Source organism: Pseudomonas sp. Au-Pse12, assembly GCF_021341665.1.
Taxonomy (GTDB): domain Bacteria; phylum Pseudomonadota; class Gammaproteobacteria; order Pseudomonadales; family Pseudomonadaceae; genus Aquipseudomonas.
Window position 1 is genome coordinate 142,283 of sequence record NZ_JAJTTH010000013.1, and the last position, 17,290, is coordinate 159,572.

Below are 17,290 nucleotides of genomic sequence, written 5' to 3' on the forward strand. Positions count from 1 at the left end.
AATACCGGGTTCGCGTCACTTGATCCGAGAGGAAACAGATATGCAAACCAAGCTATTCCCGGGCTGGTACGTGGTCTTTGCGGCGCACGTACTGCTGGCGCTGATCTTCGGCGCCGCCTATTCCTTCGGCGCCTTCTTTTCCCAGCTGCAGGCCAATTTCGATGCCGGGCGGTTTTCCGTGGCCTCGGTCTTTTCCCTCACCGCGTTCATCTACTACGCGCTTGGGGTGGTCTCAGGTGCGCTGGCCGACCGGATCTCGACACGCCGGGTGGTGAGTGCCGGGGTGGTGCTGCTGGCCCTGGGTTTTTTCGTCAGCAGCATGGCCTCGGGGTCGTTGCAGTGGTTTATCGCCGCCTTCTGTTCCCTGGTCGGTCTGGGGGTGGGCCTGGTCTATGTGCCTACGGTCACCGCCGTTCAGCGCTGGTTCGTCAGAAACCGCAGCAAGGCCTCGGGGATCGCGCTGGCGGGAACCGGCGTGGGGACCTTTGTCGGGCCACTGGCGGCCGGTCTGTTGATGCAGCATTTCTCCTGGGAAACCACCATGCGCCTCTTCGCCCTGGTCATCCTCGTGGCCGGACTCTGGGTGGCGCTGCTGGTCAGAAGCCAGCCACAGGAACTCGGCCTGCTGCCGGACGGTGATCAACCGAGTGCCGGCAGCAGCGGGCCACCAGCCAGCCATGCGAGTGGCATGCGCCTGGCCGAAGCCCTCGTCAGCGCGCGGTTCTGGTGGTACTTCGGGGCGATATTCTGCGGTTCGGTGGGGCTCTTTATCGCCTTGGTGCACATCAACCCCTATGCCCAGCAATACGCCCTGTCCGCTACCCAGGCCAACCTGTTGATCGGCTTGATCGGTGTGGGGAATGTGGCTGGAAGGCTGTTTCTGGGCACCATCGGCGACCGCATCGGCGCTCGCCGTCTACTGCTGGTGCTGACCTGCGCGCTGGTCCTCCTCAACCTGTTCTGGGTCAATGCCCAGGGTTTTGTGGCGCTGGCGCTGTTTGCCGTGCTGTTTGGCGTGGCCAATGGCGGATGCATTGCGCTCTACCCGTCGGTGGCGGCCACCTGGTTCGGCACCCAGAACCTGGGGGCGATCCTCGGTGCGCTGTATACCTCGGTAGGTGTTGCGGCCCTAGTGGGAGGCAGCCTCGGCGGGCTGCTTTTCGACCTGTATCAGGGCTATGCCGCGTCCATCCTGCTGGGGGCCATCTGTGCGCTGCTGTCGGTGCTCTTCATCCTGATCGCCGGTCGCCAGAGCGGGCCGCCGCCCCTGGCTGCCGAAACACTGCGGTCTTGAGCGCAATGGAGGTAGAAGGTGTTGGAGATTTATGACCTGCGCTCGGCCCTGAGCGCGCTTGAGCACGCCGGGCATAACCTGGTGCGCGTCGATGAGGCGCTGGATCCGCATCTGGATCTGCTCGACCACTACCTGGCTTCGTATCGAACGCCCTTCAACTCGTGGATGAGCGCCGAGCAGCCGTTGCGGTTGTACGAACGGCCGAAAACCGGAGTGTTTCCCGTGCTGCTGGGGCTGTTTGGCAGCCGTGCCAGAACAGCGTTCTACCTCGACCCCGCTGCTCGCGATGGTGAGCGCCTGAGCAACGCCGGGCTGATTCACCGGGCGATCGCGGCGCCGCGTGCGCCGGTTTGTCGAGCTCAGGCATCAGCGCGGGCAGTGGTGGAGCATCCCGACTTGCATGCCTTGCTACCAGCGCTGACCTGTGCCCCGGGCGATCCGGGGCCGACGGTGACGCTGGGCCTGGTGTATGCCCGCGATGAGCAGACCGGGGCCGCCAATTGCTCGGTGCATCGCATCACCCTCAAGCCCGGGTCGGTGGCGATTGCGATCTTCCCCGGCGGGCACCTGCAGCGCTTGATCGACATTCATGTCGCCCGCGGCCAGCGCCTGCCCGTCTCGATCAATATCGGCCTGGACCCGGCCATCTACCTGGCCGCGGCGCTGAGCAAACCGGCCCTGGCCTTTGGCGATGACGAACTGGGGGTCTACGGCGCCCTGCGTGGGCGCGGCGTCGAACTCGCGCCTTGCCTGACCAACAGCGGCCGGTTTATCGACCATGCCGAGATCGTGATCGAAGCAACGCTAGGGGCCGAGAAGGAGTTCGAATCGCCGGCGGGGCCCGATGGCGAGGCACTCTCCATGCCGGAGTACCTGGGCTATTTCTCCCCCTGTGGCGAGGTCTCGACCCTGCACGTCAGCGCGCTGACCCACAGGCCCGGCGCCCTCTATCAGGCGCTCTCAGGGCCTGGTCGGGAGCAGTCGGAGCTGTTGGGGGCGGGGCAGGAAGCGTCGATTTTCCGTCTGTTGCAGGAGCAGGGGGTGGGCGCGCTGGTGCGGGAGATCGTCGCGCAACCGGCGGGGGGCGGGCATTTGTTGACGGTCATCCAGGTCCTCAAACGCTGTGAAGCCGATGACGAACGCGTGCGGGCAATCGCCGAAGTGCTGCTTGAGCACATTGCTGCCACCAAGAACCTGGTACTGGTGGATGCCGACGTCAACCCGTACTCGATCGAGGATGTGATGTGGGCGATGTCCACAAGGTTTCGCGCCGACAGGGATATTCACAGCACTCGGGCGTTGCGCGGCACCCCCCTGGATCCCAGTCAGTCGTCGCTCTATTGTTCGGCCGAACCTGAAGGTTTCACCCGCAAGAGCGTCCTCGATTGCACGGTGCCCTTCAGCCTCAGGGCACGCTTTCGCCGGGCGTTCTGCTGACTCGGCGGTGGCGTTCGTGAACCCACAGCGGCCCGGTGCAGCCCGGGTCTTTATCAACCTGGAGAGCGTGTCGCGCCATGCGCTATTGCACCTTGCTGATGGATTTCGATGGCACCCTGTTTGATACCCGCCAGGCTATCCGGCTGACCCTTGCGCAGTTGACGGAGCGTCGTGGCGTGGCGGCATTCGAGGGGGCCGCGGTGGATGCGGTGATTGACCAGGGGCTGGCACTCGCGCCAATGCTTCGCCGGCTCGTGCCCGAGGGGAACGCCGGGCTGCTGGAGGAATGGATCGCTGATTACCGGAGTCTCTACAACGGCGGGCTCGGGGTGGCGCACAGTGCACCCTATCCGGGGGTCGAGGCGGTGCTGCAGCATGCGCAGCACCATGGCATCGAGCTGTTTATCGTGTCCAACAAAGGCCTGGCGTCGGTTCTGGTCAGCCTGGAGCACTATCGCCTGCGGCACTATTTCCGCGAGGTGATTGCGGCCGTCGACGAGCGTCCGCCGAAGCCGCAACCGGCAAGCTTTCTGGCGCAGATACAACCCTTGATCGGCCATCAAAGCAGTGAGCAGGTGCTGGTGGTTGGCGATACCGAGGTTGATCTGCACTATGCGCGCAACATCGGTGCGCCAAGTTGCTGGGCCGCGTATGGCTATGGGCAAGCGGCAGCTGCACAAGGGCTCTCCCCGGACTTTGTTATCCAGGCCCCGCAGGACCTGCTGCAGATCATGCGTTAGAAGGGCGGGTGCAGGTTTGCCTGGAGGCTCGGGGGGCTTGCGGCAGAGGTTGTGTTTGCCCGGCTGCCTGGCTAACCTCGCAAAAACACGCAAGAGCGGGCACAAGCATGCAAAACCTTCATCCGGCAGCCGAGCTGCCCTCCCTGCGCCGGCAGAAAATCCTGCTGTTGCTGGAACGCGACGGCAAGGTCATGGCCGCCGAGCTGAGCCGGCATTTCGCCGTTTCCGAAGACACCATCCGCCGCGACCTCGCCGAGCTGGATGCCAATGGCCTGGTGCAGCGGGTCCATGGCGGCGCGCTGCCGCGGCCCAAGGACAGCGGCAAGGACTACTTCACTCGGGTGGCCGAAACCAGCGAGGCGAAATGGCGTCTGGCGCAGTTTGCCGTGCAGTGGGTGAAAGACGGCCAGACGGTGCTGTTCGATTCCGGTTCCACCACCTTGCATATCGCCCAGTCCCTGCCGGCCGATATCCGCCTGACCGCGGTCACCGCCTCGCCGATGATTGCCGTGGCCCTGGCCGAATACCCCGGGGTCAAGGTGATTCTCGTGGGCGGCCAGCTCAACCCGGCCACCCTGTCCGCCAGCGGTCATGAAGCGCTGCGGATGATCCAGGGGATCAAGGCCGACCTGATGTTCACCGGGGTCTGCGCGATTCACCCGGAAATCGGCATCAGCTCCCTGCATTTCGATGAAGTGCCGATCAAGCAGGCGATGTTCGACAGTGCCGCCGAGGTGATTGCCGTGACCACCGCCGACAAGCTGGGCGCCATGGAGCCCTTTGTGGTGGTGCCGTGCCAGCGCCTGCAGCGGCTGGTCACCGAGCGGGAAGTGCCTGAGGTGGATATCCAGGGCTATCGGCAGCTGGGAATCGAGGTGCTGCTGGCTTGACCGGCCCTGGGGCTGTTCACGGCACGCGGCCCGGGGGCCGCAATGGCCGGGGGCGTTGTCGGTCCCTGGGTTAGATCCTGGCTCGCGGGTGGATTCGTTCTGCGGCCATCCACTGCACCATCTGCCGCAGGCGGCGGCTGAAACCGGCACTGGCGGGGACCCTGGCTTCGGCAGCCTGGCGGAACTCGGCGATGGGCACGGCCATTTCGGGGTAACGCTGTACGAACAGGCGGACATGCTCATCCAGGCTGTGAGGCCAGCTCGGCTCCTGTTCTGCGCGCAAGAGGTTGGTGGCGCGAATGAGTTTGCGGGATGCCTCGCGTTGCAGGCGCAGAATTTCCGCGGGCTGGCGCTCGCCCTCGAGGCGCTCGGCGTAGTCATCGAGCACCCTCTGGAAGTCGCCGTTCACTGCCAGGGCAATGTTCCGGCTGGGCCTGAAGGGTGCAAAGCGCCGGCGCAGGTCCTCGCCGGACAGGCAGCGGCAATGATGCTTGAGCCAATAGCCCCAGCTGTCGAGGTTTTCCGCGGCCAGCACCTGGGCCAGGTGGCCGATGTCGAAATCGATCTTCGACACCCGCGGGTGCCGCGCTTGCAGCGCCTGGCGCAGCTGCTCCAGGTGGCGCAGCTGCTGCGGGGTGGCGGGGTGTTGCAGGATGAGGCACAGGTCCAGGTCGGAAGCATGGGCCCTGGCGGTGCCACGGGCGACGCTGCCGTACAGATAGAGGCTGTGCAGCGATGGGCTGAGCGGGTCGCTCAAGGTGGCGCGCAGGTCATCGAGCACGTCGTGGTATTCGGCCTGCAAGGGCGGTTCGGCGGGAACGGTGATCAAGCCATCGGCATCGACGCCGAATACGCTACTGGATTGCATGGGGTGGCCCGTGATTCGAATGCAGCGGCCACCTTAGCAGAGTCTCCACAGGCCGCCAGGGGCGCTGTGGAGGGTTCAACCGGCTGTCAGTTCTTGAACGCTGAGTGCTTGCGGCCCTGGTCGCACAGGGCGAACAGCACCACCAGCACGGCGGCGAACGCGAGGATGATCACCACCCCATCGGTGGAGTGGGTGGCCGAAGCGGTGACCAGCGACAGCGCACCCAGTGGCGCCAGGCCGCCGGCAATCGCGGTGCCGATTTCACGTCCGGTGCCAAAGCCCGAAGAGCGGGTTGCCGTGGGGAACTGGCGGCTGAGGAACGAGCCCTGGGGCGCGAACATCATCGGTGCCAGGATGCCGGTGCCGACGCCGATGGCGATGTAGATCATCAGGCTTTCACCGGTGTTGAGCAGGGCCAGGAACGGGTAGGCGAACAGCAGCGAGAACACACCGCCGAGCACCAGCACCGCCTTGCTGCTCCACTTGTCGCACAGCCAGCCGAAGAACGGCACGGCGACGATGGCGATCAGGCTGGCGATGGTCACCGACAGCGAGGTGACGTGCACATCGACGTTCTTGTACTGGGTCAGGTAGGCCAGGGAGAAGGTCTTGAAGATGTAGCTCAGGGCGTTGTAGCCAATGGCGACGAAGAACACCACGGCCAGGCCCTTGAGGTCATTCTGCAGCAGCGCCTTGAGCGGCGAGGCCTTGGCCTGCTGCTGTTCCTGGCTCAGTTCCTTGAACTCCGGGGTTTCCGGAATGCTGTTGCGCACCCACAGGCCCACGGCCACCAGGACGATGCTGCAGACGAACGGAATGCGCCAGCCGCCGGCCAGAAGGAACTCGTTACCGTTGATGGTCAGCAGGTAGATGGTCAGCGACGACAGCAACAGGCCCAGGTTCAGCCCCAGTGCGGGCCAGGCGCCCTGGCTGCCACGCTTGCCTTCGCTGGCGTGTTCATAGGAAGTGACCGCCGCGCCGGACAGCTCGGCACCGGCGCCCAGGCCCTGGATGATGCGGATCGCCACCAGCAGGATCGGCGCCCAGATGCCGATCGAGGCGTAGCTGGGGATCAGGCCGATCAGCGCGGTGCACACGCCCATCAGGCAGAAGGTCAGCACCAGCACCTGCTTGCGGCCGAACTTGTCGCCCAGGTAGCCGAACAGGATGCCGCCGAAGGGGCGGGCGATGAAGCCGATGGCAAAGGTCGAAAAGGCCATCAGCGTGGCGCTTTTCGGGTTGCTGTTATCGAAGAAGATCTTCGAGAAGACGATGGCCGCCATGGTCGCGTAGAGGTAGAAGTCGTACCACTCCAGCATCGAGCCGAAGATGGTGGCCGCCGCGACCTTGCGCAAACGTTTCTGGGTCTGTTGCGGGGTTTCCGCTGCAGTACTGCTGGTTTCAACTGCGCTCATTTCCGTACTTCCTCATGAATCATTGTATTTATTGTCGAGTTGACGCGAGCCATGCGCGACGCGCCCCAAGGGCGGCCGCGGGCTGTTTCGGCGACACGTGGCGCGCTTGGCAGAGCCTGGGCGCTGCACCGCAAAGGCGTGACGCGGGGTGTTTCAGGTGGCCTGGAAAATCCGGTCGGCAATCATCGAACCAATGGGAATCGCCGAGGTGGCGGCGGGCGAGGGCGCGTTGCACACGTGCAACATGCGCGGGGTTTCGGCGAACAGGAAATCGTGCACCAGGCTGCCGTCACGCATCACTGCCTGGGCGCGGATCCCCGCTTCATAGGGCAGCAGGTCCTCCACTTGCAGGGATGGGCAGTACTTGCGGCACTGCTCCAGGTAGCCGGACTTGAACAGCGAGTTCTTCATCTCGGTGGTGCCGGAGCCCAGGTTCTGCCAGATGGTTTTCCAGAACCCGGGGAAGCTGGCGTACTGCGCCACGTCACGCCAGTTGATGGAGAACTTCCGGTAGTTCTCCCGGCCCAGGCCCAGTACCGCGTTGGGGCCGACGGTGACACTGCCATCGATCATGCGGGTCAGGTGCACGCCGAGGAACGGCAGCTCCGGGTCGGGGATCGGGTAGATCAGGTGATTGACGATGTTGTTCTTCGCCGCCGGCAGCCGGAAGTACTCGCCACGGAAGGGGATGATCTGGTGGTCGATCTTCACCCCGGCCATCACCGCCAGGCGGTCCGATTGCAGGCCGGCGCAGGCCACCAGCTTCTTCGCCCGCCAGCTGCCGCCGTGGCTGCTGACGGTGACGCTGTCGGCGTTTTCCTGGATCGCGGTGACGGTCTGGCTGAGGCAGATCTCGCCGCCCTCGCGGCGGATCACCCGGGCCATGGTTTCGCAGACTTCGCGGTAGTCGACGATGCCGGTGGCGTCGAGGAACAGCCCGCCGAGGCCGACGATGTTCGGTTCGCGCTGGCGCAGTTGCTCGGCATCCAGGCGCTCGACCTTCAGGCCGTTCTGTTGCGAGCGCTGGTACAAGGCTTCCATGCGCTCCATCTCCAGGGCATTGGACGCCACCAGCACCTTGCCGCAGACCTCGAACTTGATCCCGTGCTCGCGGCAGAACTGCTTGGTGGCCTCGGCCCCGCGCTTGCACAGGTCGGCCTTGAGGCTGCCCGGCGCGTAGTAGATGCCGGCGTGGATCACCCCGCTGTTGTGCCCGGTCTGGTGCTTGGCCAGGACGTTTTCCTTTTCCAGGATGACCAGCGAAGCGCCGGGCTGGCGCTTCAGGATCTCCATCGCCGTGGCCAGGCCGACGATGCCGCCGCCGATGATGCAAAAGTCGTAAGTCATTGTTCTTGGATACCTTGGCTCTAATCTGTTTCGGTCTGGTTATCAGGTTGTCAGACTAACTAATCCGACAAAATCCCGCGGCGCAGCGCTTGAAGCCTCAAGCCTGCCGCTGTGCTTAATCCGTAGTGGGCAACTCCAGGCCCAGGCGCTTGGCCGCGGCGCGCAAGTGGGCGTCGGCGCAACCGGCCGCGGCCTGGCGGTCACCGGCGGCAATCGCCTGGTACAACGCCTGGTGTTCCTGGGTGGCATCGGCGGAACCGCCGACCATGCGCAGCGCCGAGTTCTCCCAGGCGGCCTTGCGGGCACTGGTCAGCTGGCTGCGCAGAAAATCATGGAAGGCCACGAAGTAGTCGTTCTTGCTGGCCTCGGCGATGGCCCGGTGAAACTCCACGTCGGCCAGCCCCGCGGCTTCGAAATCACTGCGCTTGTCGTGCATTTCCTGCAGCGCCTGCTGCATCCGTTGCAGGTCGCTGGCGTCCCGGCGCTGGGCGGCGATCGACGCGGCCTGGGTCTCGATCCACAGGCGCATCTCGAACATCTGCGCCAGGTCCGGCAAGCGCCCGTTGCCCTGGGGAAAACGGAACACGGTGCCGGCCGGGGTCTTGGAAATATACGAACCCAGGCCACGCCGGGCGATCAGCACGCCGTCGGCCTTGAGCTGGGCAATGGCTTCGCGAATCACCGAGCGGCTGACGTTCAGCTGCTCGGCCAGTTGCTGCTCGGTCGGCAGGCGTGATTCGGGGGCCAGGCGGCCGGAATCGATCTCGCTGCGGATCGCGTTGACCACGCGGACAACGAGGGAGTCAGGTCGCTGGAGTTCAAGCATGGGAAGGAAAAACCGTGGAAGTCAGGTTGTCAGACAATAGCCGTTGAGTTTTTTCACTGTCAAGAAAAAACCACGGTGCAAGGGCAGGGCCGTTGTGGCGAATCCGGCTTCAGGCTGTCAGCGGGCAGCTGAAAATCAGGTCGTCGAAGTCCTCGCCGCCCCTGCGAAAGGCGCGTTCGTCACGGCGCAGGAAGACGAAACCGCACTTTTCCAGGACCTGGCAGGAGGCGGCATTGCCGTCGGTGACGGTGGCCACCAGGCGCTTGATGCCCAGGTGCTGGCGGGCGTACTCCATCAGCCCGCGCAGCGACTCTGCGGCCACGCCCCGGCCTTGGTGACGAGGGGCCAGCAGGTAGCCGACTTCGGCTTCGGCGGCGTCCCTGTCGTGGGTCCGCAGGCCGGTGAAGCCCAGGTCCTCGCCGCTCTCGCGGTCGCGGATCACCAGGCACAGCCAGTGTGTCGAGTCGAGGTCCCAGCGGGGCAGGCGCGAGGTGAAGCGCTCCTCGATCTGGGCCCGGGACAGCGGGTCGCAGACATAGCGCAGGTTGTCCGGGTCGCTGTGCAGGGTCAGAAACAGCTCCCAGTCATGGGCGTTCAAGGGGCGCAGGTGAAGGCGGTCAGTGTGCAGTTCCAGCATGAGGGGCTCCCGGTCCATGGGCAGGAAAGATCTAGGGCACTTTACCGGAGAAAAGTCTGACCGCCGCACTGGTAATTTCGCATAAGATCCCGGGCCTGGGTTTTCAGGGATAGGGCAGGTAAACGTGAACTGGGACGATCTGCGGTTTTTCATCGCTGTGGCCAATGCCGGCAACATCACCGACGCGGGGCAGGCGCTGAAGGTCTCCACCTCGACGGTCTCGCGCAAGATCCTGGTGCTGGAGCAGGCCTTGAACACCCTGCTGTTCATGAAGACCACCCAGGGCTATTTCCTCACCGAAGCCGGCCAGGCCCTGCTGCCCATGGCCCTGGAGACGCAAGAGCGCTTGCTTTTGATGGAACGCCAGATGTCACAGCCCGGTGCGCGCATGGCGGGGGTGGTGCGCATCGACTGCCCGGAGCTGATGGGCAGCCACCTGATCATTCCCGCACTGGCGCAGTTTCGCGTGCAGCACCCGCAGATCAGCTTCGACTTCGTCAATGCCGCGCGCTCGGTCAAGCTCACCCAGAGCCACAGTGATCTGCTGCTGCGCCTGCAGCGGCCGGAGGCCGGCAACTTCACCCTGCGCCGGGTCGGCGAGCTGACCCAGGCACTGTTCTGTTCCCCAGGTTATGCCTCGGCCCATGGCTGCCCCGAGAAACCGGCGGACCTGGGCCAGCATTCGCTGATCGGCTGGAACCAGGCCCTGGAACACCTGCCCCTGGCCCGCTGGCTGGACCAGCTCAGCGGCGGCCAGCCGCTGTGGATGCGCACCGGCAACCTGGAAGCGCAGCTTAAGGCGGTGCAGGCGGGGCTGGGGATTGCCGCCTTGCCGGCCTATATCGCAGAGCCTTTGGGCCTGCACCGGGTATTGCCCCAGACCCCGGTTCACCGCGCGGATATCTGGCTGTTGCGCAACCAGGCGACCCAGGGCCAGGAGCGGGTCGAGCAGGTGGCGAGGTTTCTCTGCGAGCTGCTGGTGCGTCACGGGCTGCAGGCCGGCTGAAGGGCGACGGGCGCACTAGGCGCCGCGCAGGAAGATCCACACGGCCACCGCCATCAGCAGCAAGCCGAACAGGGCATTCTGCGCCACCAGCAACCTCGGTCGGTCGCGCATCAGCACCTGCAGGCTGGAGCCCAGGCTGGCCCAGAGCAGGTGGCCGAACAGATTGACCGCGATCAGCGCGGCGCTCAGCACCAGCACCACGGCGCTGCCGGCGTCGGTGCCCGGGCTGAAGGTCGAGAACATCACCAGCAGCATCACCAGGCCCTGCACATTGCCCAGTTGCAGCACCACGCCATCGCGAAAGCCCAGGGGCGCGTCCGGCGCGGCGGACAAGCCCCGCGAGCGCAGCAACAGGCGCAGGCCGCGCCAGAAAATGTACAGGCTGCCGGCCATCCGCAGGCCCCACAGCCATTGCGGTTGCGCCGCGAGGCTGTGATACAGCCCCAGCCCCACCAGCAGGGCCAGCAGCCAGTAAGTCAGGTCGAGGCCGAGAATAAAGCGCAGCGAGCGGCGCACGCCGCTGCGGGCGCCGGAGCTGGCCACCATCAGGTTGCCGGGCCCGGCGCTCAGGGCCATGGGCAGCATGGTGGACAGCCACAACGGCCAGTTGATGTCGTGGGTCGGGGGCACGGGCGGCTCCTGGAAGGCGATGCGGATTGCACCGGCGCCAGCTTAAGGCGCTGCCATGCGCGGGGTTAGCGGCAGAAATGCAAAGCGGTTTTGCAGCCGCCGCTCATGCCTCGGCCGGGGCTTGCAAGGCGCCCAGCAGCCACTCGCAGAAGCTGCGGGTCAGCGGGCTGCCTTCACTGTCGCGATGAATCAGCCAGGCCCAGGTCGGGCCGCGCACGCTCTGTTCGCACAACGGGGCCAGCAAGCCCTGGGCCCGGGCCTGCTGGGTCAGCAACTGGCTGACCAGGGCAATGCCGTGGCCTGCGCAGGCGGCGTCCAGCAACAGGCCCGGGTCGGAGAAATTCAGGCCGTTGCTGCGCTGGCCAATGTCGGCGCCGCCTTCCACCAGCCAATGGCTCCAGTCCATCTCCCGCTCGCCATGCAAGGTGGTGCGCAGCGCCTCGGGCTGTTCCAGCACGCTGGGGTGGCAGGCCGGGTACAGGCGATCGCTGTACAGCTCCAGGTGGCTGCATTCGGCCTGGGCGCTCAAGTCGTCGCGCAGGGTCAGGTCGATGGTCTGGGTGCTCATGTCCGGCGGTTCGAAGCTGGTGAACAGCCACAGGTCGACTTCCGGGTGCAGGCGATGGAATTCCCCCAGGCGCGGCAGCAGCCAGTGGCGGGCGAAGGCCGGGCTGGTGTTGACCACCAGTTGGTTGGGCTTGCGGTACTGCTCCAGGCGGCGGATGCCCACCGCCAGTTGTTGCAGCAGCGATTGGGTGGTGCTGCGCAGGTCGTGCCCGGCGTCGGTGAGGGTGACGCTGCGCCCGCTGCGGTAGAACAGTGGTTGTTCGAGAAAGCTTTCCAGGCTACGGATCTGTTGGCTGATGGCCGATTGCGTGAGGTGCAGCTCCTGCGCCGCCTGGTGAAAGCTGCCCAGGCGCGCAGCGGCTTCGAAGCCGCGCAGGGCGTTCAGTGGAGGCCAGTGTTTCAACATGATTGATAAGCCCTGCTAATCAGAAATGGGCTAAATCTATCGTTTGTTGCGGTTTTTTCAAAGCCATAGCATGGGCGCCAAGGATCGACCGTGTTGTTCGATTGATAACAAAACCTTACTTGAGAGGTGCAAGGCCCATGCTCAGCAATGACACTCAACACCCCGCCTGGAGGATGCCGGCCGAGTGGGTTACCCACGCCGCGACCTGGATGGTCTGGCCACACAACCAGGGTTTGTGGGAGTCGGTCTGGGGCGTGACCCTGGCCGAGGTGCAAGCGGATTTCGCCCGGGTGGCCAATGCCATTGCGCGCTTTGAACCGGTGAAACTGGTGGTGGACCCGGCCGCCCTGGACAGTGCCCGGGCGCTGTGCGCCGGCAATATTCAGCTGGTCGTGCAGCCAGTGAATGACAGCTGGTGCCGCGACTCCGGCCCGACCTTCATCGTCCATCCGCAGCAGGGGCTGGCCGGCGTCAGCTGGCGCTTCAATGCCTGGGGCGACAAATCGGCCCACGACCTGGACCGCAGCCTGGCCCGGCGCCTGCTCGACGATCTGGGGCTGGCCTGCTTCGGTACGCCCCTGGCCAATGAAGGCGGGGCCATCCACGTGGACGGCGAGGGCACCCTGATCACCACCGAATCGGTGCTGCTCAACCGCAATCGCAACCCGGGCCTGAGCAAGGCCGAGATCGAGGCGATCTTCCAGCGCCTGCTGGGGGTGCAGAAGACCATCTGGCTGCCGGGGGACCCGGACCATGTCACCGGCGACATGACGGACGGCCATGTCGACGGGATCTGTGCCTTTGCTCGCCCGGGTGTCTTGCTGGTGGACGCGACCCACGATCAGGGCTCGGTCTACGCCGAAGTGGTGCGCGAGAACCGCCGTGCGCTGGAGCTGGCCCGGGATGCCCAGGGCCGCCGCTTCGAACTGATCGAGCTGTTCGAGGCCAGCGCCGCGGTGGACAGCCAGGCCGAGGTGTTCTGCGCCTCCTACACCAACTTCTACCTGGCCAATGGCGCGGTGATCATGCCGGCCTATGGCATCGCCGCCGACGAGGAAGCGGCCCAGGTGCTGTCCCGGGCCTTCCCCGGGCGGCAAGTGGTGCCGGTGCGGATCAACCACCTGGCCCACGGCGGCGGTGGCGTGCATTGCATCACCCAGCAGCAGCCGCAGTGGCCGCTGGAGGTGCAGGCATGAGCCGGTTGATCGTCGCCACCACCCAGATGCCCTGCACCTGGGATCTGCCGGGCAACCTCGAACGCGCCGAACAGCTGGTGCGCGAGGCGGCGGCCCGCGGCGCCCAGGTGATTCTCCTGCAAGAGCTGTTCGCCACCCCGTACTTCTGCATCGAGCAGCAGCACCGGCACCTGGCGCTGGCCGAGGAATATGCCCAGAGCCAGGTGCTCCAGCGTTTCGCCGCCCTGGCCGGGGAGCTGGGGGTGGTGCTGCCCCTGAGCTGGTTCGAACGGGCCGGCACTGCCTATTTCAATTCCCTGAGCGTCGCCGATGCCGACGGCCGCCTGCTGGGGGTGTACCGCAAGACCCATATTCCCAACGCCGTGGGGTATCAGGAGAAGGAGTACTTCAGCCCCGGCGACACCGGTTTCCGGGTCTGGGACACGGCCTTCGGCCGACTGGGCATCGGCATCTGCTGGGACCAGTGGTTCCCCGAGACCGCCCGCTGCCTGGCCTTGCAGGGCGCCGAAGTGTTGCTGTTCCCCACCGCCATCGGCAGTGAGCCGGGCAGCGCCGGCCTGGACTCGCGGGACCACTGGCAGATGACCATGCGCGGGCATGCCGCGGCCAACCTGCTGCCGGTGGTGGCGGCCAACCGCGTCGGTCATGAAGTGGCAACCAGCGACCCGGCCTTGCACATGGATTTCTACGGCTCGTCGTTTATCTGCGACCACAAGGGCCGGCTCTTGGCCGAGGCCGACCGCGACAGCAGCGGGGTCTTGTTGCAGCCCCTGGATCTGGCTGCCATGGCCGAGGAGCGCCGCACCTGGGGCATCTTCCGCGACCGCCGGCCCGAGATGTACGGGCCGCTGCTGAGTCTTGACGGGCAACACCTTCATTCACGCTGGAACGGCCGGGAGGCATGACATGCGAACCATAGGCAAGCGCGGCAAACGCCATTGCGCTGGTGTGCTGGCCCTGACCCTGGCCGCGCTCCAGGCCCAGGCCGACCCCGAGGACAAGACCCTGCGCCTGTACAACTGGGCCGACTATTTCGCCGCGGACACCCTGGCGCGCTTCACCGCCGAAACCGGGATCAAGGTGATCTACGACGTGATGGAGGGCAGCGAGGTGCTGGAGGCCAAGCTGATGACCGGCGGCAGCGGCTACGACCTGATCTTCCCCGGCGATACCGTGGCCGAGCGCCTGATGCGTGCTGGCAGCCTGCAGCTTCTGGACCCGAGCAAGCTGACCGGGCAGGACGATATCGAGCCCGGCCTGCAGCGACTGCGGGCCCAGTACCCGCGCGCCAGCCAGGCCACGGTGCCCTACACCTGGGGCACCATCGGCCTGACCTACAACGCCCGGCAGATCGCCCAGCGCCTGCCCGATGCGCCGGTCAACAGCCTGGACCTGCTGTTCAAGCCGGAACTGGCGGCGCGCTTCGCCGATTGCGGGATCTCGCTGATCGATTCGCCGGACGAAGTGCTGGCGGTGACGCTCAACTACCTGGGGCGCGACCCGCGCAGCGCCCGGCCCGAGGATCTGCAGGCGGCCAGCGAGCTGCTGGGCAAGCTGCGGCCCTATATCCGCAAGTTCCAGTCGCAGCCGGTGACCGACCTGGTCAACGGCAACCTGTGCCTGTCCCTGGGCTACAGCGGCGACATGACCCAGGCCCAGCGCGCCGCCGACGCGGCGGGCAAGCCGGTCGAATTCCAGTACCGCATCCCCCGGGAGGGCACCACGGTGTGGATGGACACCCTGGCGATCCCCAAGGATGCCCGGCACCCGGAATACGCCTATGCCTTCATCAACTTCGTCACGCGGCCACAGAACATGGCGGCCATCAGCAACTTCACCGGTTACCCCACGGCCAATGCCAAGGCGCGGCCGGCGGTCGATCCGCAGATGCGCAACAACCCGGATATCTACCCGGATGTCGCCACCTTCGAACGCTTGATTCCCGGCCGCGACATCCCTCAGGCCGACATGCGGGCGCGCATGCGCACCTGGACCCAGTTCAAGACGGCCACCGCTGCCCGCCACTGACCGGGCGCCATGCGCTTCGCCAGCAAGCCGGCTCCTACACTGGTAGGAACCGGCTTGCTGGCGAAGGCCCGCGCCGAACCCCGAACCTTTTCATGCAACGCCTTCGACAAGAGAACCGCCCAATGCCCACCCGACGTCAACTGATCAAACAGGCCTCGCTGCTGGCCGGTGTCGCCGCCATGACCACCCTCGGCCTGGGTCCGCGCAGTGCCCAGGCCCGCGAGCAGGACAACGGCTACCTGCCCGATGAAGGCGAGCCCCAGCAGCGGGCCTTCATGGCCTTCGGTGCCCAGGACGCCATCTGGGAGGACCTCACCGGCGACGTGCAGCAAGCCCAGGGACGCATTGCCCGGGCGATTGCCGCCTATCAACCGCTGACCCTGTTCTGCCGGACGCAGGAACGCGGCCTGGCGGAGCAACTCTGCGGTTCGCACAACATCACCTTTGTCAGCACCGAGCTGGACGACATCTGGATGCGCGACATCGGCGCCAACTTCGTCGTTGATGCTCAAGGTGGATTGGGTGCGGTGGATTTCAACTTCAATGGCTGGGGCAACAAACAGCGCCACGCCAAGGACGCCCGACTGGCGCGCCAGATGGCCGACGCCGCCGCTGCCCGCTACTGGCGCAGCGAACTGGTGGGCGAAGGCGGCGGCATCGAAGTGGACGGGCACGGCACCGGGATCATGACCGAAAGCAGCTGGATCAACGACAACCGCAATCCTGGCTGGAGCAAGGCCGAGGTCGAAGAGGAACTCAAGGCTTGCCTCGGCCTGCGCAAGATTATCTGGCTGCCGGGGATCAAGGGCCACGACATCACCGACGCCCACGTCGACTTCTACGCCCGCTTCGTCAAACCGGGAGTGGTAGTGGCCAACCTGGACAACGACCCCGAATCCTACGACCACCAAGTGACCCTCAAGCACCTGGAGATCCTCCGATCCGCCCGCGACGCCGACGGCCGCGCGCTGCAAGTGCACACCCTGTCGCCACCACTGAACCCACGACAGAACCGCTTCAGCCGCGGCAACCCGGATTTCGCCGCCGGCTACATCAACTACTTCGTGATCAATGGCGCGGTGATCGCCCCACAGTTCGGCGACCGGGCAGCCGACGCCAAGGCCCACGGCCTGCTCGCCAGCCTGTACCCCGGGCGGCAGATCATCGCGCTGGACATCGACGCGATTGCGGCAGGCGGAGGCGGGATTCATTGCGTGACCCATCAACTGCCCGAGGTTTGAGGCACTCCATGAAGTGGTCTGGCAATGATGATTGAATTGGCCTGATAAAACCCACCACTCAGGCACTAACCTGCGCGCTCTTCAATGACCGGGGCTGATCCCGGTGTGGATGATCAAGAGGAGCGCGCAATGAGCGATCAACAACCTTCGGTGACGGTACGGGCGATTCAGCCAGGGGATTACGAGCAATGGTTGCCGCTGTGGCTGGCCTATCAGGATTTCTATCAAGTGACGCTGAGCGAAGCGGTCAGTCGCACCACGTTCGAGCGTTTCCTTGATTCGCAGGAACCGATGTATTCGGCCGTGGCGGTGCAGGGTGATGAAGTGATCGGCTTCGTCAACCTGGTGGTGCACCGTTCGACTTGGGCTGTCAGCGACTTCTGCTACCTGGAAGACCTGTACGTGGCCCCGTCGATTCGCGGCAGCGGGGCGGGGAAGCTGTTGATCGAGTGGGTGCAGGCGTTTGCCCGGGAACGGCAGTGTGGGCGGTTGTATTGGCATACCCAGGAAAGCAACGAGCGGGCGCAGCGGTTGTATGACTGGGTGGCGTACAAGCCGGGGGTTATTGAGTATCGGATGGAGTTGTAAGGCGGAGGGGGGGCTGGCGGTTTCGCCTTTGTGGCGAGGTTGACGGGGTACATATCCGTTGTTGCGGTCACGGCCACTGGCGGTTTCGCTCTTACAGCGAGTCCCTTTTGTCAAACGACACAAAAGGAACCAAAAAGTCTTGCCCCTCCATACGGCCCCTCGCTGGGGCTCGGT

17 protein-coding genes are annotated in these 17,290 nt (G+C 65.3%); 10 read left to right on the forward strand and 7 right to left on the reverse strand.

Translation table 11 applies throughout. The features are described from left to right. Positions 1–40: 40 nt before the first annotated feature. From LXM55_RS28745 to LXM55_RS28760, 4 genes are all read left to right on the forward strand, one after another. The gene (locus LXM55_RS28745) at positions 41–1,294 is read left to right on the forward strand and encodes an MFS transporter (RefSeq protein ID WP_233323501.1); all 1,254 of its coding nucleotides are present in this window, start codon (positions 41–43) and stop codon (positions 1,292–1,294) included. Positions 1,295–1,312: 18 nt separating this feature from the next. Further along, the gene (locus LXM55_RS28750; RefSeq protein WP_233323502.1) at positions 1,313–2,731 is read left to right on the forward strand and encodes a UbiD family decarboxylase domain-containing protein; all 1,419 of its coding nucleotides are present in this window, start codon (positions 1,313–1,315) and stop codon (positions 2,729–2,731) included. 77 nt (positions 2,732–2,808) lie between these two features. Next, complete coding sequence (locus tag LXM55_RS28755; protein ID WP_233323503.1) at positions 2,809–3,471, forward strand: HAD family hydrolase; 663 nt, start codon at positions 2,809–2,811, stop codon at positions 3,469–3,471. 107 nt (positions 3,472–3,578) lie between these two features. Further along, a complete protein-coding gene (locus tag LXM55_RS28760; protein WP_233323504.1) occupies positions 3,579–4,361 on the forward strand; it encodes a DeoR/GlpR family DNA-binding transcription regulator in 783 nt (260 codons plus the stop codon). A 70-nt stretch (positions 4,362–4,431) separates the two neighbouring features. Here the strand turns inward: LXM55_RS28760 and LXM55_RS28765 are convergent, their stop codons facing one another. The 5 genes from LXM55_RS28765 to LXM55_RS28785 all read right to left on the reverse strand — a co-directional run bounded on the left by LXM55_RS28765 (position 4,432) and on the right by LXM55_RS28785 (position 9,454). Continuing rightward, on the reverse strand, positions 4,432–5,229 hold the full coding sequence (locus tag LXM55_RS28765; RefSeq protein ID WP_233323505.1) for a nucleotidyltransferase domain-containing protein: 798 nt from the start codon (positions 5,227–5,229) through the stop codon (positions 4,432–4,434). 86 nt (positions 5,230–5,315) lie between these two features. Further along, positions 5,316–6,644 carry an MFS transporter gene (locus LXM55_RS28770; protein ID WP_233323506.1) on the reverse strand — a complete coding sequence of 443 codons (1,329 nt, stop codon included), beginning with the start codon at positions 6,642–6,644 and terminating at the stop codon, positions 5,316–5,318. A gap of 153 nt (positions 6,645–6,797) precedes the next feature. Then, positions 6,798–7,991, reverse strand: a complete 1,194-nt coding sequence (gene lhgO, locus LXM55_RS28775) for an L-2-hydroxyglutarate oxidase (protein WP_233323507.1) — start codon at positions 7,989–7,991, stop codon at positions 6,798–6,800. Between the two features lie 115 nt (positions 7,992–8,106). Further along, on the reverse strand, positions 8,107–8,817 hold the full coding sequence (locus LXM55_RS28780; protein ID WP_233323508.1) for a FadR/GntR family transcriptional regulator: 711 nt from the start codon (positions 8,815–8,817) through the stop codon (positions 8,107–8,109). 109 nt (positions 8,818–8,926) lie between these two features. Beyond that, complete coding sequence (locus LXM55_RS28785; protein WP_233323509.1) at positions 8,927–9,454, reverse strand: GNAT family N-acetyltransferase; 528 nt, start codon at positions 9,452–9,454, stop codon at positions 8,927–8,929. A gap of 124 nt (positions 9,455–9,578) precedes the next feature. Here LXM55_RS28785 and LXM55_RS28790 point away from each other — a divergent pair, with 124 nt between their 5' ends. Further along, on the forward strand, positions 9,579–10,460 hold the full coding sequence (locus LXM55_RS28790) for a LysR family transcriptional regulator (protein ID WP_233323510.1): 882 nt from the start codon (positions 9,579–9,581) through the stop codon (positions 10,458–10,460). Positions 10,461–10,475: 15 nt separating this feature from the next. Here LXM55_RS28790 and LXM55_RS28795 read toward each other — a convergent pair whose 3' ends face one another. Both LXM55_RS28795 and LXM55_RS28800 read right to left on the reverse strand, forming a co-directional pair. Further along, positions 10,476–11,090, reverse strand: coding sequence for a LysE family translocator (locus LXM55_RS28795; RefSeq protein ID WP_233323511.1), 615 nt, complete (start codon positions 11,088–11,090; stop codon positions 10,476–10,478). A gap of 103 nt (positions 11,091–11,193) precedes the next feature. Then, the gene (locus tag LXM55_RS28800) at positions 11,194–12,063 is read right to left on the reverse strand and encodes a LysR family transcriptional regulator (protein WP_233323512.1); all 870 of its coding nucleotides are present in this window, start codon (positions 12,061–12,063) and stop codon (positions 11,194–11,196) included. Between the two features lie 137 nt (positions 12,064–12,200). Here LXM55_RS28800 and LXM55_RS28805 point away from each other — a divergent pair, with 137 nt between their 5' ends. The 5 genes from LXM55_RS28805 (at position 12,201) to LXM55_RS28825 (ending at position 17,116) form a co-directional block, all read left to right on the forward strand. Then, entirely contained in the window at positions 12,201–13,259 is a 1,059-nt protein-coding gene (locus LXM55_RS28805; protein ID WP_233323513.1) for an agmatine deiminase family protein, read from the forward strand. Continuing rightward, positions 13,256–14,164: an N-carbamoylputrescine amidase gene (gene aguB / locus LXM55_RS28810; RefSeq protein ID WP_233323514.1), complete on the forward strand. Its 909-nt coding sequence runs from the start codon at positions 13,256–13,258 to the stop codon at positions 14,162–14,164. The genes LXM55_RS28805 and aguB overlap by 4 nt, the downstream gene beginning before the upstream one ends. Position 14,165: 1 nt before the next feature. Beyond that, positions 14,166–15,287: an extracellular solute-binding protein gene (locus tag LXM55_RS28815; protein ID WP_233323515.1), complete on the forward strand. Its 1,122-nt coding sequence runs from the start codon at positions 14,166–14,168 to the stop codon at positions 15,285–15,287. Between the two features lie 122 nt (positions 15,288–15,409). Then, positions 15,410–16,528 carry an agmatine deiminase family protein gene (locus LXM55_RS28820; protein ID WP_233323516.1) on the forward strand — a complete coding sequence of 373 codons (1,119 nt, stop codon included), beginning with the start codon at positions 15,410–15,412 and terminating at the stop codon, positions 16,526–16,528. 129 nt (positions 16,529–16,657) lie between these two features. Then, positions 16,658–17,116 (forward strand): GNAT family N-acetyltransferase, encoded by a 459-nt coding sequence (locus LXM55_RS28825; protein ID WP_233323517.1) that lies wholly within the window; start codon positions 16,658–16,660, stop codon positions 17,114–17,116. The last annotated feature ends 174 nt before the right edge of the window (positions 17,117–17,290 follow it).

Excerpts from the sequence above, each read along its gene's own strand:
- LXM55_RS28745 (WP_233323501.1), top strand. The coding sequence starts at position 41 with ATGCAAACCAAGCTATTCCCGGGCTGGTACGTGGTCTTTGCGGCGCAC.
- LXM55_RS28755 (WP_233323503.1), top strand. The coding sequence starts at position 2,809 with ATGCGCTATTGCACCTTGCTGATGGATTTCGATGGCACCCTGTTTGAT.
- LXM55_RS28760 (WP_233323504.1), top strand. The coding sequence starts at position 3,579 with ATGCAAAACCTTCATCCGGCAGCCGAGCTGCCCTCCCTGCGCCGGCAG.
- LXM55_RS28765 (WP_233323505.1), bottom strand. The coding sequence starts at position 5,229 with ATGCAATCCAGTAGCGTATTCGGCGTCGATGCCGATGGCTTGATCACC.
- LXM55_RS28770 (WP_233323506.1), bottom strand. The coding sequence starts at position 6,644 with ATGAGCGCAGTTGAAACCAGCAGTACTGCAGCGGAAACCCCGCAACAG.
- lhgO (WP_233323507.1), bottom strand. The coding sequence starts at position 7,991 with ATGACTTACGACTTTTGCATCATCGGCGGCGGCATCGTCGGCCTGGCC.
- LXM55_RS28780 (WP_233323508.1), bottom strand. The coding sequence starts at position 8,817 with ATGCTTGAACTCCAGCGACCTGACTCCCTCGTTGTCCGCGTGGTCAAC.
- LXM55_RS28785 (WP_233323509.1), bottom strand. The coding sequence starts at position 9,454 with ATGCTGGAACTGCACACTGACCGCCTTCACCTGCGCCCCTTGAACGCC.
- LXM55_RS28800 (WP_233323512.1), bottom strand. The coding sequence starts at position 12,063 with ATGTTGAAACACTGGCCTCCACTGAACGCCCTGCGCGGCTTCGAAGCC.
- LXM55_RS28805 (WP_233323513.1), top strand. The coding sequence starts at position 12,201 with ATGCTCAGCAATGACACTCAACACCCCGCCTGGAGGATGCCGGCCGAG.
- aguB (WP_233323514.1), top strand. The coding sequence starts at position 13,256 with ATGAGCCGGTTGATCGTCGCCACCACCCAGATGCCCTGCACCTGGGAT.
- LXM55_RS28815 (WP_233323515.1), top strand. The coding sequence starts at position 14,166 with ATGCGAACCATAGGCAAGCGCGGCAAACGCCATTGCGCTGGTGTGCTG.
- LXM55_RS28820 (WP_233323516.1), top strand. The coding sequence starts at position 15,410 with ATGCCCACCCGACGTCAACTGATCAAACAGGCCTCGCTGCTGGCCGGT.
- LXM55_RS28825 (WP_233323517.1), top strand. The coding sequence starts at position 16,658 with ATGAGCGATCAACAACCTTCGGTGACGGTACGGGCGATTCAGCCAGGG.